This is a genomic window from Oceanibaculum indicum P24 (assembly GCF_000299935.1).
In the GTDB taxonomy this organism is placed as follows: domain Bacteria; phylum Pseudomonadota; class Alphaproteobacteria; order Oceanibaculales; family Oceanibaculaceae; genus Oceanibaculum; species Oceanibaculum indicum.
Genome location: NZ_AMRL01000010.1, coordinates 1 through 14,487, shown reverse-complemented (window position 1 = coordinate 14,487; position 14,487 = coordinate 1). Strand labels below are relative to the sequence as shown.

Annotated in this window: 3 protein-coding genes (1 of these 3 only partly in view); all 3 read left to right on the top strand. The window is 69.2% G+C overall.

Features of this window, described 5'->3' with window-relative positions:
- Positions 1-1,760, top strand: partial view of an SDR family NAD(P)-dependent oxidoreductase gene (locus tag P24_RS20025; protein WP_008944486.1) — the end only. It extends 18,343 nt beyond the left edge of the window; the window shows 1,760 of its 20,103 coding nt (coding positions 18,344-20,103); its start codon lies beyond the left edge, outside the window; it ends in the stop codon at positions 1,758-1,760.
- Positions 1,757-3,091: a flavin-containing monooxygenase gene (locus tag P24_RS09440; protein ID WP_008944485.1), complete on the top strand. Its 1,335-nt coding sequence runs from the start codon at positions 1,757-1,759 to the stop codon at positions 3,089-3,091. Before P24_RS20025 ends, P24_RS09440 begins: the two co-directional genes overlap by 4 nt.
- On the top strand, positions 3,088-14,487 hold an 11,400-nt coding region (locus tag P24_RS20020), incomplete at its 3' end, for an SDR family NAD(P)-dependent oxidoreductase (protein ID WP_008944484.1). The genes P24_RS09440 and P24_RS20020, both read left to right, overlap by 4 nt.

The following is a 14,487-nucleotide window of genomic DNA, read 5'->3' as shown; positions in this document are numbered from 1 at the left end:
CGCAGACGAGGCTGATGCAGTCCGTCCACCGCAAGTTCGGCATCGACCCGGCCAGTATCGGGCTGATCGAATGCCACGGCACTGGCACAGCACTGGGCGACCCCATCGAGATCGAGGGGCTGTGCGACGCCTTCGCCGGCAGCGGTCTTTCGGAAGGCGCCACCGTCATCGGCTCGGTGAAGGCGAATGTCGGGCATTTGCTGGCCTCTGCCGGGGTGGCGGGGGCGATGAAGGCGATGCTGGCGCTGGAACGGGCCGAACTGCCGCCGGCGGTGAATTTCCAGACTCTCAACCCGCATATCCGCCTGGCCGGTGCGCCGTTCCGGGTGAATCCCAGCCTGAAGCCGTGGCCGGCCGGCAGTACCCCGCGCCGCGTGGCCGTCAGCTCCTTCGGCTTCAGCGGTACCAACGCGCATCTGGTGCTGGAGGAAGCGCCGCCAGCCGGGTCTGGCAGTGGCGCGCCTGGCCCCTATCTGTTCGTGCTGTCGGCGCGCGACCGCGAACGGTTGACCGACTATGCCGCCACGATGGAGCGTTTTGTCGCCGCCAATCCGGCGCTCGATCTTGGCGACCTTGCCTACACGCTGCGGGTCGCGCGCAGCGCCTTCACCACGAGGCTGGCCTTCACTTTCCGCGACCGGACGGAACTGCTGCGGGCGCTGTCCTCCGTCGCTGCCGGGCAACCAGCGGAAGGCGTTTACTTCGATCAGCGCGATGCCGATGGGAATGCCGATGCCGGCACGCTCGACGGTCTGGCGCGACTGTGGGTCGCCGGCCGCGATGTCGATTTCACAGGATTGCCGCCGGACCGCCTACCGAAAGGCCGCCGCATCCGGCTGCCGGGCTATCCCTTCGCGCGGGACCGGCACTGGGTGGTCGCCGCAAAACCGGCAGCACCCGCTTTGGCTCCCGCTGGGCATCCGCTGCTGGAGGAGGTGATTGTGACGCCGGAGGGGTTGCACGTCGGCCTGACCCTGCGCGCGGAGGAGCCCTGGCTGACGCACCACGCCACCGGCGAGACGCGGCTGTCGCTCGGCCTGTTCCTGCCGGAGCTGGCGCGCGCCGCGCTGGCCCGCCAGACAGGGGCTAGTGTGGCCGGACTGCGCCATCTGGTCTGGGGCCGACCGGTCGCGGTGAACGGCCATCCGCGCCGGCTCAGCCTTGCCATCCGGCAGGATGCGGCGGGGCTGTTCTATCAGGTGATGGCGGATGGCGAGGAGATGGCCCCCTGCCATCTGGGCGAGGCGCTGCCGCCGGAGGCCGAAGCCTTCCGCGCGCCTTCGCTCGATCCCGCCAGCATGCAGGCCGGCGAGGATACGCTGCCTTCCTTCCGGGAGTTCGCTGCGCGCTGCGCCGCCCATTCCGGCCCGCCGGCACCGGAAGCCGCCAGCGTGCAGGCGCTGCGCCGCGATGGAGACATGCTGACCGCGCGCCTGACGCGTGCCGCCGGCGGATCGGGTGGCATGGTCATGGACCCGCTCTGCCTCGATGCGGTCTGGCGGGTGCTGGCTTTTGCGGAGAATGGGGAGAGTGGCGCGCTGCCCTTCCCCTATGCGCTGGAAAGCCTCACGCTGGAACCGGCGGCGCAGGCCGGCCTGCCGGAAGCGCTCTGGCTGCGCCTGTCGCGTCGCGCGGCGGATGAGGGCTGGACCCTGTCGCTGCATGACGCCGGGGGGCAGACGCTGCTGACATTCTATGGCGTGCTGACCGCGCCGCACGAGGCGCTGGCGGAAATCCGGTTTGAGGAGGATGCCCTATGACGGCGGTGACGAGAAACGCGAAGGTCGCGATCATCGGCGGCGGGCCAACCGGCATCGGCGTGGCGCGCGAGCTGGTGGCCGGCGGCGTGGAGGTCGATCTCTACGAGGCGGAATCGGATTTCGGCGGTGTGTGGAATGCCGATGCGGCCTGCGGGCGCGCCTATGAGTCGCTGCATCTGATCTCGCCGAAATTCAACACCCAGGCGCCCGACTTCCCGATGCCGGAAGACTACCCGCCCTACCCGAACCACCGGCTGATGCTGCGCTATATTCGCGATTTCGCGCGCGCCTCCGGCCTGTACGAACGCACCCGCTTCGAGGCGCCGGTGCAGCGGCTGGAGCCGGTCGGCGACCAGTGGCGGCTGGTCACGGCGGCGGGGCATGACGCGCTCTATCCGCTGGTCATCGTGTGCAACGGGCTGCAGCGTGTGCCGCATCTGCCGGACCCGGCCTATCCCGGCAGCTTCGCGGGCGAGGTGCTGCATTCGATGGACTACAAGTCGGGCCGGCAGGTCGCCGGCAAGCGGGTGCTGGTGATCGGCGGCGGCAATTCCGGCTGCGACATTGCGGTGGATGCGGTGCATCACGCGGCCTCCGTCCATCACAGCACGCGGCGCGGCTATTACTACCAGCCGAAATTCATCGATGGGAAGCCGACCCCGCAATGGATGATGGAGCTGGGCAACAAGTTCCCGCGCAAGGAGGATACGCTGGCCTATATCGCGGAAGTGTTCCGCCTCGCCGGCTATGATGGCGCCGCCTACGGGTTGCCGGCGCCGGACTATCCGCTGGATGCCGCGCATCCGGTGATGAATTCGCAGATCCTCTATCATATCGGCCATGGCGATGTGGTGCCGAAGGGCGATGTCGCGGCGTTCGAGGGGCGCACTGTCCGCTTCACTGACGGCAGCACGGCGGAGTTCGATGTCATCCTCTACGCCACCGGCTACAAGCGCGACTTCCCGTTCCTGGACAAGGCGCTGCTGGAATGGAAGTCGGGCATCCCCGACCTGTTCCTGCATTCGACGCCGCGCAACCACGACAATCTGCTGTTCATGGGCTTCATCAATGCCGCCGGCGGTCTGGGCGACGGGCTGAAGACGCAAGGCCTGTACGCGCTGACCTATGCCCGCGCGCTGTTCGGGCGGACCAGGGGGCTGGAGGCCTTCCTGAAGGCGAAACAGACCGATAATCCCGATATCGGCCAGGGCTATTTCGTGCCGTCCTACCGACATCTGTGGGAGGCCGATCTTTGGAAACTGCTGGCGCAGATGCGGCGCTACCGCGACATGCTGGCCGGTGACGGGGCGCGGGAGGCGATGGCCTCATGACCGACCGTCCCGATATCCGCAAGACGCTGGAAAAGGAGCTGATGCGCCGCGCCGGCATCGCGCCGTCCGCGCCGGAAGCAGCAGCGGAAACGGCTTCTTCTGGCGGCGGCCTCGGCCGGCTGGCTGGCGACGTGCTGGCCATCGCGGCGGCGGCGCTGCGCATCCCCGAAGAGAAGCTGGACCCGACCGAGAATCTGGCCAATTACGGCATCGATTCCATCGCCATCACCGAGGTAATGGTGCAGATCTCGCGGCGCTTCGGCATCTCGGTCGCGCCGACCACCTTCTTCGAGGCGAAGAACCTCAACGATCTCGCGCGTATCCTGGCGGAACGCAACGGCAAGGCCATCGCCGCCCATTACGCGCCGAAGGTCGAGACTGCGCCCGCGCCTGTATCCGTGCCGGAAGTAAAGCCAGCCGCGAAGGTCGCCGGCTGGATGGCGCGGCACCGCGCGGTGGCGAAGGCGCCAAAACCAGATGCCATTCCCGCCCAGCCGAAACAATCGGTTCCGGATGCCGCTGCCCCCATCGCCATCATCTCGATGGAGGGGATGTTCCCGAAGAGTCCGGACCTCGACCGCTTCGCCGAGCATCTGCGGCGCGGCGAGGATTGCATCGAGGAGGTGCCGGCCAACCGCTGGGACTGGCGCGCCGTTCATGGCGACCCGCGCAAGGGGCCGTTCACTGATGTGAAATATGGCGGCTTCGTTCCGGGCCACGATCTGTTCGATGCCGGCTTCTTCAACATCTCGCCGAAAGAAGCCGAGCTGATGGACCCGCAGCACCGGCTGTTCATGGAATGCGTGTGGAAGCTGATCGAAGGGGCCGGCCATGCCCCCGGATCGCTGGCCGGGCGCAAGGTCGGGCTGTTCCTCGGCATCAACCTGCTGGACTACACCGAGATGGCGAACCGCGCCGGGGTGATGGAGGCGCAGCAGCTCACCGGCCTCGGCCATGCCTTCTGCCCGAACCGGCTGTCCTTCCTGCTGGATATTCACGGCCCCAGCCAGGTGATCGACACCGCCTGCTCCAGCTCGCTGGTGGCGGTGCACCGCGCGGTGATGAGCATCCGCCATGAAGGCTGCGAGATGGCGATTGCCGGCGGCTCCAACCTGATGCTGTCGCCGATGCAGCACATCATGTTCTCGCAGGTCGGGATGATCTGCCCGGACGGGCGCTGCAAGAGCTTCTCCGCCGCCGCCAATGGCTATGCCCGCGCCGATGGCGTGGGCGCTGTGCTGCTGAAGCGGCTGGATGCGGCGGAACGCGACGGCGACCCGATCCTCGGCGTGATCCTGGCCTCGGCGGAGCATCATGGCGGCGGCGCCACCTCGCTGACCGCGCCGAATCCGCAGGCGCAGGCAAGGCTGATCGTGGAGACGCACCGCGCCGCCGGCATCGATCCGCGCAGCATCGGCCTGATCGAATGCCACGGCACCGGCACCAAGCTGGGTGACCCGATCGAGATCGAGGGGCTGAAGCTGGCCTTCGCCGAACTCTATCGCGAGCGCGGCCTGCCGATGCCGGATGTCGCGTCGTGTGGCCTTGGCTCGGTGAAGTCCAATATCGGCCATGCCGAGACGGCAGCGGGCGTGGCTGGCCTCATCAAGGTGCTGCTGGCGCTGCGCGACGGCACGCGCTACCGCAGCCTGCATTGCGAGACGCCGAACCCGCTGATCGACCTCACGGGCACGCCGTTCCATCTGCTGGACAAGGAAAGCCCGTGGGTGCGGGCCACTATCAACGGGGTGGAGCAGCCGCGCCGCGCGGCCATCAGCTCCTTCGGGGCGGGTGGCGCCAACGCGCATCTGGTGGTGGAGGAATATATCCCCGCCGCCGCGCCGGCCCGTGCTGAGGCTGCCGGGCCGTTCCTGCTGCCCGTCTCGGCGCGGACCGCGACCGCGCTGCGGGTTTCGGTGGAGCAGCTGCGGCCGTTCGCCGAAACCGCCGATCTGGCCGATCTCGCCTACACGCTTCAGATCGGCCGCGATGCGATGCGCGAGCGGGTCGCCTTCGTTGCCAGCAACGGTGCGGACCTGCTGCGCCAGATCGATGATTTCCTGAAAGATGGGCAGGCCGCGCACCGAGGCACCGCGCCGCGCGTCGGCAAGGGAGAGGCGCTCGATCCTGCCGGTATGGCTTTGGCGGATATCGCGTCGCGCTGGGCGGCGGGGGCGACCATCGGCTGGGCGGCGCTGCATGAGGGTCAGGCAAGGCGGCGGCTCGCCTTGCCGACCTATCCGTTCGAGCGCAAGCGATACTGGCTGCCGCTGGGTGACGCCAAGGTCGCGGAGGCAAAGCTGGAAACCGGCGGCTTTACGCTGACCGGAGCCGGCGCGGACCGCTACACGTTGCGCTTCACCGGCACGGAATTCTTCCTCGCCGATCATCGCGTGCAGGGTAATCCGGTGCTGCCCGGCGTCGCCTATCTGGAGCTGGCGCGCGCCGCCGCCGAAAAGGCCGGCCTGCCCGCCACGCATCTGCGCAAGATTGTCTGGCTGAAGCCGCTGATCGTGACCGAACCGGTCACGGTCGAAGTCGCGGTGAATCGGGCGTCGGGCGGTACCCGCATCGAGATCGCCAGCCTGAACGAAGAGAACGCGCGCGACCTGCACGCGCAGATGCTGCTGGCCGAGTCTACCGGCGATGCCCCCCAGCCCGCCGACCTGACGGCGCTAAGGTCGGCGTATCCGCACAGCCATGACGCGGCGCGCATCTATGAAGCCTTCGTGGCACTGGGGCTGGAGTATGGCCCGGGGCACCGGGCGCTGGTCTCGCTCTCCACCGGTGAGGCAGGCGTGCTGGCGCGGCTGCGATTGCCCGCTTCCGTGGCGGACTCGGTGGCGCAAAGCGGCTTTGCGTTGCATCCCAGCCTGCTGGACGGCGCCTTCCAGGCGGCCATCGGCATGGCGCTGAACCCGGATGGCACGCCGTCGGAAGGCGGGGCGGCACTGCCCTTCGCGCTGGAGTCGGTCGAGCTGCTGCGCGCCGTGCCCGCCGATTGCTGGGTCGCCATCCGTCCCGCCGCCGAAGGGCAGGGGGAGCGGGTGCGCACCCTCGATCTCGACCTGCTGGATGCGGAGGGTATGGTCTGCGTGCGGCTGCGCGGTTTCGCCACGCGCATCCTGCAGGCGCAGCCAACGGGCTCCGTGCTGCATTTCGCGCCGGACTGGCTGCTCGTGCCGGCGGCGTCATTCGATCCCGCCGGCTTCGCTGCCCGCCATGCGCTGCTGATCGGCCTCGAAGCGCCTTCGCTACCGGGTTGGGAGTGCCAGGCGCTCACCGGCGACGGGCTGGCGGCGTACAGCCGGCAGCTTCTTGGTTTCCTGCAAGCGCTGCTGCCGGCGAAATCCCCGGTGCTGGTGCAACTGGCGCTGCCGGACGGGCCGGAGGCGCCGATGCTGGCGGCGCTGGCCGGCATGCTGCGCAGCGCACATCTGGAGCATGGTAATCTCTGGGGGCAGGTGGTCTGCGTCGAGCCGGGGCTGAGCCCGTCGGCGTTGGCGGAACGACTGGCGCAGGCTGCCCGCACGCCGCAACACGCGCTGCTGCGCTTCCGGGACGGCGTGTCCTCCATGCAAGGCTGGCGCGAGGTTGCTGCCGCCAAGGCCTCTCCCGCGTGGCGCGACAATGGTGTCTATCTGATTGCCGGCGGCGCGGGCGCGCTGGGGCGCCTGCTGGCAGACGATATCCGCGCCCATGCGCCCGCCGCCCGCATCGTGCTGGCGGGCCGGCGCGCGCCGGATGCGGCCTTGCCGGACGGGGTGTCGTTCCAGCCGGTCGATCTGACCGATGCCGCATCGGTGGACTCGCTGGTTGCTGCCATCCGCCGCGAGCATGGCAGGCTAGACGGGGTGATCCAGGCCGCCGGGCTGCTGCGCGACAAGGCGCTGGCCGGCAAGACGCAGGAGGATCTGGCCGAGGTGCTGGCGCCGAAGCTGGCCGGCACGTTCCATCTCGACCGCGCCATCGGGGCGGAGCCGCTGGATTTCTTCCTGATCTTCTCCTCCCTGTCCGGCGCGCTCGGCAATCCGGGACAGGCCGATTACGCCACCGCCAACGCCTTCCTCGATGGGTTCGCGGAGGCGCGCGAGGCGCGCCGCGCCGCCGGTGCCTGCCAGGGCCGCACCCTCGCCATCGCCTGGCCGCTCTGGCGCGAGGGCGGCATGCAGATGGATGCGGCCAGCGAGCGGCTGATGACCCGCACCACCGGGCTGGTGCCGCTGGAGACGGCGGACGGACTGGCGGCGATCCATGCCGCGCTGGCCGGAAATGAGGCGCGGTTGCTGGTGGCGCCGGGCGATGCTGCACGGCTGCGCCGCCGCCTGCTCGACGCACCGGAGGCGCCCGTCTTCCAAAAGCCGGCGGCCGCCTCGGTCGATAGCGGTGCCTTGCGCGCGGCGGTGCTGGACGCGCTGATGCGCATGGTCTCGGCGCAGCTGAAGGTCGGGCTGGACGACCTCGCGCCGGATATCGAGCTGACCGAATATGGCTTCGATTCGATCAGCTTCACCCAGTTCGCCAATGCGCTGAACGATCGGTTCGCGCTGGAGCTGACGCCGACCCTGTTCTTCGAGCATCCGACGCTGGACGGGCTGGCGGCGCATCTGGCGGCGGCCGAATCGGACCGCATGGCTGCGGCGCTGGGCGTGGCCGCGACGGTGGCGGCGCCAGCCGCAGCGCCAGCCTCGAAACCGGAGCCCCAGCCCACGCCGAAACCGGCGATGGCGTCCGACACGCCACGCGATGCCATCGCCATCATCGGCATGAGCGGCGTGTTGCCCGGCGCTGCCGATGTTGGTGACTTCTGGCGCAACCTTGTGGAGGGGCGCGACTGCATCGGCGAGATCCCGCCTGAACGCTGGGACTGGCGCGCGGTGTGGGGCGACCCGGTGAAGGAGCCCGGCCGCACCAATGTGAAATGGGGCGGCTTCATCGACGGCATCGGCGCTTTCGACGCCGGCTTCTTCGGCCTGTCGGCACCGGAAGCGCGCATGATGGACCCGCAGCAGCGCCTGCTGCTGACCCAGGCCTGGCGCGTCATCGAGGATGCCGGCTATGCCCCGCGCAGCCTGTCGGGCAGCCGCACCGGCGTGTTCGTCGGCATCGCCGATACCGGCTATGGCAGGCTGGCGGCGGCATCGGGTGCTGTGGTCGAAGGCTATGCGATGACCGGCCTCGCCCCGTCGCTGGGGCCGAACCGGATCAGCTATTTCCTGAATTTGCACGGGCCAAGTGTGGCGGTGGAGACGGCCTGTTCCAGCGCGCTGGTGGCGATCCATCGCGCCGTCGAGGCGATCCGTTCCGGCGGCTGCGACACCGCCATTGCCGGCGGGGTGAACACGCTGCTGCTGCCGGATTCCTTCATCGGCTTCAGCCGGGCCGGCATGTTGTCGCCGGACGGGCGCTCCAAGCCCTTCTCGGACGCGGCCAATGGCTATGCCCGCGGCGAGGGGCTGGGGCTGGTGTTCCTGAAGCGGCTGGCCGATGCGGAACGCGATGGCGACCGTATCCTCGCCGTGGTGCGCGCCTCGGCGGAGAACCATGGCGGCCGCGCCGGCTCGCTGACCGCGCCGAACCCGAAGGCGCAGGCCGAGCTGCTGCGCACCGCCTATCGCCAGGCGGGATTCGATCCGCGCACGGTTTCCTATATCGAGGCGCATGGCACCGGCACGAAGCTGGGCGACCCCATCGAGGTGGAGGGGCTGCGGGCCGCCTTCGCCGATCTCGCGAAAGAGGCGGAAGCCGAGTACGGACCGGGCGTTTCGATGGCCTGTGGAATCGGTTCGGTGAAGTCGAATATCGGCCATCTGGAGCTGGCCGCCGGCGCGGCGGGCGTGCTGAAGCTGCTGCTGCAGATGCGCCACGGCCAGCTGGTAAAGACGCTGCATTGCGATGCGCTGAACCCCTATCTGAAGCTGGCGGGCAGCCCGTTCGAGGTGGTGCGCGAGAACCGGCCCTGGCCGCGCACGCTCGATGCTGCAAGACGGGAGATCCCGCGCCGTGCCGGGGTCAGCTCCTTCGGCTTCGGCGGTTCCAACGCGCATCTGGTGCTGGAGGAATATGTCGCGCCCGAACAGCCGGTTGACCAGGAAAGCAGCCCGGCGCTGATCGTGCTGTCGGCACGCACGCCGGAGCAGCTGCGCGAGAGCGCCCGGCTGCTGCGCGATGCCGTGGCGGCAATGGGCGAGGCGGCCGATTTGTCCGCCATCGCCTGGACGCTGCAGGTGGCGCGCGACGCGATGGAGCACCGGCTGGCCTTCCAGGCATCGGATGTTCCGGCGCTGCTCGACCGGCTGACCGCCTATCTGGACGGACGCGTCGAAGAAACCGGCCTGCATGTCGGGCAGGTGAAAGCGAACCGGGCGATGATGGCGGTGCTGGAAAGCGATGCGGAACTGAACGCCGCCGTCGCCGGGCTTGCGGAGCGCGGCCGGGCGGACACGCTGCTGCAGCTCTGGGCCGGCGGGCTGGCGGTCGATTGGCGCGCCCTGCGCAAGGGCCGCCCGCCCCGCCGTATCTCATTGCCGGGCTATCCGTTCGACCACACGCGCTATTGGGTCGGCACACAGGCTGCGCCTGCCCCGCAGACGATACCGGTGGCTGCCGCGCCTGTGGTGCAACCGGCGCCTGCCCCGCCCCTGCCCGCCGCTGCCGCCGAGAGTGAGGATGAGCGCCTCGCCCGCGCCCTGACGGCGGTGACCGGGGTGGCCGCGCGGGTGCTGGAGGTCGAGGCGTCGGTGCTCGATTCCGATACGGAGCTGGGCGAGTTCGGCTTCGATTCGATCACCATGACGGTGTTCGCCTCGGCGGTGAACGAGACGCTTGGCCTGTCGTTGACGCCGGCCGATTTCTTCGAGTTCGCCACCCTGTCGCGGCTGGCGGACCATATATCCGGGCAGATGCCAGCAGCAGAACCCGTTGCCGATCCCGCGCCCGCCCCGGCTGTTGTCCAGCCCTTGGCCCCGTCCTTTGGCGGGGATGACGACCCCATCGCCATCGTCGGGCTGAGCTGCCGCTTCCCGAAGGCGGCGGATGCCGATGAGTTCTGGGCCAATCTGCTGGCCGGGCGCGATTGCATGGAGCGCATCCCGGCGGATCGCTGGGACTGGCGCGCCTATGATGGCGATCCGAAGCGCGAGCCGAACCGCACCAACATCCATTGGGGCGGCTTCATCGACGGGGTGTTCGCGTTCGATCCGCTGTTCTTCGGCATCTCGCCGCGCGAGGCGAAGCTGATGGACCCGCAGCAGCGGCTGATGCTGATGCATGCCTGGAAGGCCATCGAGGATGCCGGCCACGCGCCGCGCAGCCTGGCGGGCCGCTCGGTCGGCGTGTTCGTCGGCACCTCCTCCAGCGGCTACCGCGAGATGATCGGCGAGGATACCGGCGGCGAGGGCTATGTGGCGACCGGCGCGGTGCCCTCGGTCGGGCCGAACCGGATCAGCTATTTCTTCGACTGGCATGGCCCGAGCGAGCCGGTGGAGACCGCCTGCTCCAGCTCCCTGGTTGCGCTGCACCGCGCGCTGGAGGCGATGCGCAACGGCGATTGCGAGATGGCGCTGGTCGGCGGGGTGAACAGCATCGTCACGCCCGAGGCGCACATCAATTTCGCCAAGGCCGGCATGCTGGCGCCGGACGGGCGCTGCAAGACCTTCTCGAAGGATGCCGATGGCTATGGCCGCGGCGAGGGCGTCGGGATGATCTTCCTGAAACGCCTGTCCGAGGCAAGGCGCGACGGCGACGCGGTCTATGCCATCGTCCGTGGCTCGTCGGTCAATCATGGCGGGCGCGCCAATTCGCTGACCGCGCCGAACACGGCGGCGCAGAAGGCGTTGCTGGTGCAGGCCTATCGCCGCGCCGGCATCGACCCGCGCACCATCACCCATATCGAGACGCACGGCACCGGCACGGCGCTGGGCGACCCGGTGGAGGTGAACGCGCTGAAAGCGGCCTTCCGCGACCTCTATGCCGAAAGCCCCGACGCGTCTTACGAGAATGAAGGCTGCTGGCTGGGCGCGGTGAAGAGCAATATCGGCCATCTGGAACTGGCCGCCGGCATTGCCGGGCTTGCCAAGCTGCTGCTGGAGATGCGCCACGGCACGCTGGCCGCCAGCCTGCATTGCGCCGAGCAGAACCCCTATATCGACCTCACGGACAGCCCGTTCCGCATCCTGCGCGAGGCCCGGCCCTGGGCGCGGCTGCGCGATGCGCAGGGCCGCGAACTGCCGCGCCGCGCCGGCATCAGCTCCTTCGGCTTCGGCGGCGTGAACGCGCATGTCGTGCTGGAGGAAGATGTGCCGCCTGCACCGGCTCAGGCGAAGGCGGGGCCGGTGCTGATCGTGCTGTCGGCGCGTGACGAGGTGCGGCTGCGCGAGCAGGCAGCACAGCTGCTGGCGGCGCTGGAGGGGGGCCGATTCAGCGATGCCGACCTTGCGGATATCGCCCATACGCTGCAGGTGGGGCGCGAGGCGATGCGCCAGCGCCTTGCCTTCACCGCCGGCTCGCTGGCAGAAGTTCGGGAGCGGCTGGCCGGCTGGCTTGCCGGGTCGGGCAGCGGGGTCTTTGCTGGCAGGCTTGCCGCCGGGGATGCATCACCGGCCGGCACGCTGCCGGAGAGCGCAACGCTGGCGGACATTGCCCGGCATTGGGTCGCGGGTGGGATCGTTGCCTGGGAAAATCTGCAAAACGGGCCGCGCCGGCGGCTGCACCTGCCGACCTATCCCTTCGCGCGGGATATCTACAACATCGCCGGCGCGGCGACGCCGGCCGTTACTGCCGACGCGCCCTATGCGCTGACCCTGCATCCCGAGTCCTTCTACCTGCACGATCACCGCTTCCGGGGCGCCTGCGTGCTGCCCGGCGCGATGAGCCTGGAACTGGCCCGCCGCGCCTATGCCGGTGACGATCTTCAGCGGTCGGTGCTGCTGCGCCAGGTGGTGTGGCAACAGCCGGTCATGGTCACGGCGCCGCTGACCGTCACCGTGTCACTGGCACAGGCAGAGGGTGGCGACAGCGCCTTCCGGTTGACCAGCGGGCCGGAGGAGATTCTGCATGTGCGCGGCACGGTCGGGCCGCTGGCGGAAGGCGTGACGCCGGTGCTCGATCTGCCCGGCCTGCGCGCCCGCTGCCCGGACGAACTGTCGCCGCGCTGGCTGTATGACAGCTACGCGTCGCTGGGGCTGGACTACGGGCCAAGCTTCCAGCCGGTGCGCGTGCTGCGGCGCGGTAAGGATGAGGCGCTGGCGCATCTGGTGCTGCCGGAAGCGGCGGCGCAATCGGGTGAGGCCTTCGGGCTGCACCCGTCGCTGCTGGATGGCGCCTTCCAGGCCTGCATTGCTTTGGCTGGTGGCGCAGGTGGCGAAGCCAAGGCCGCCCTGCCCTTCGTGCTGGAACGGCTGGAACTGCTGCGCCCGCTGCCCGCTGCGGCGGGCGACGGCATCTGGGCGTATCTGCGGCTGCGGCCCGGCAGCAGCAGCGTGCTGAAATTCGATATCGACCTCGCCGATGACGAGGGCCGTCTCTATGCAAGGCTGCGCGGCTTCACCGTGCGCGTCGCGGCCCGTCCCGTGACGGAGGCTGAGACCAGGGCCGACTCCGCCGTTCCGCTGCGGCAGGCGGCGGAGACCTATCTGGCTGGGGTGCTGGCGCGCGAAATCGGCATGGAAGCGGCGCAGATCGAACCGGAGGCCGCGTTCGAGGCCTATGGCATCGATTCCATGCTGATCGTGCGGTTGACCGATGTGCTGGAGGCGGATTTCGGCCCGCTGCCGAAGACCCTGTTCTTCGAGCATCAGACTCTGGCGGCGCTGGCCGGTTATTTCCTTGAGCATCACGCGGCGCGGCTGGCGGCGCTGTCCGGAGCCTCGCCCGCCAGGCCGGCACAAGCCTTGCGGGCGGAACCGGCGGTCCGGCGCGGCAAACCGCTGGCGCAAGGGGCGGGCGAGCAGCCCATCGCCATCATCGGCCTGGCCGGGCGCTACCCCGGTGCCCGCGATCTGGACGAATTCTGGGCCAATCTGGCCGCCGGGCGCGACGGCATCACCGAAGTGCCGGCAGAACGCTGGGACCATAGAAGCTTCTACGATCCCGCACCGGGCAAGCCGGGAAAGACCAACAGCAAATGGGGCGGCTTCCTCTCCGGTTTTGACCAGTTCGACCCGCTGTTCTTCAACATCTCCCCGCGCGAGGCGGAGTTCATGGACCCGCAGGAGCGGCTGTTCCTGCAATGCGCCTGGGAGACGCTGGAGGATGCCGGCCATACCCGCGCCAGCCTGGGCGGGCAGGATGTCGGCGTCTTCGTCGGCGTGATGTACGAGGAATATCAGCTCTACGGCGCGGAGAAGAGCCAGGCGGGCCAGCCGATGGCGCTGGGCGGGTCCGCCGCCACCATCGCCAACCGGGTCTCCTATTTCTGCGACTTCCACGGCCCCAGCCTGGCGGTGGACAGCATGTGCTCCTCCTCGCTGACGGCGATCCATCTGGCCATCGACAGCCTGCGCGGTGGCGGCTGTTCGGTGGCGCTGGCCGGCGGCGTGAATCTGACGCTGCATCCGAACAAGTATCTGGCGCTGTCGCAGGGCCGCTTCATGTCCAGCAAGGGGCGCTGCGAATCCTTCGGGGCGGGCGGCGACGGCTATGTGCCGGGCGAGGGCGTGGGCGCGGTGCTGCTGAAGCCGCTGGACCGCGCGCTGGCCGATGGCGACCGCATCCATGGCGTGATCCGTGGTTCCATGCTGAACCATGGCGGCAAGACCAACGGCTATACCGTGCCGAATCCGAATGCGCAGGCGGATGTGATCGGCCGCGCGCTGGACCGCGCCGGGGTGTCGCCGCGCGCGATTTCCTATGTCGAGGCGCATGGCACCGGCACCAGCCTGGGCGACCCCATCGAGATCGCCGCGCTGACCAAAGCCTACCGGCAGGAAACCGACGACACTGGCTTCTGCGCCATCGGCTCGGTGAAATCCAATATCGGCCATTGCGAGAGTGCCGCCGGCATCGCCGGCCTCACCAAGCTGCTGCTGCAGATGCGCCATGGGCGGTTGGTGCCGTCGCTGCATTCGACGACACTAAATCCGGGCATCGATTTCGCCGCGACGCCGTTCCGGGTGCAGCGCGACCTCGCTCCCTGGCGCGCGCCGGTCGTGGACGGGCGGGAACTGCCGCGCCTCGCCGGCCTCAGCTCCTTCGGGGCAGGCGGATCGAACGCGCATCTGGTGATCGAGGAATTCCGGCAGGAGCGCGTGGGCGTGCCGCTCGAAGGGCCAACCATCTTCCCCTTCTCGGCCCGCGATCCCGAACGTCTGACCGAGCTGCTGGCCCGCCATCGCGCGGCGCTGGAGAAGCTGGTCGAGGGCGATATGGCGGCGGTCGCCTGCACGCTGCAGGAAGGC

Bases quoted from the DNA above. Each gene is read 5' to 3' on its own strand.
- P24_RS09440 (WP_008944485.1), top strand. From the start codon at position 1,757: ATGACGGCGGTGACGAGAAACGCGAAGGTCGCGATCATCGGCGGCGGG.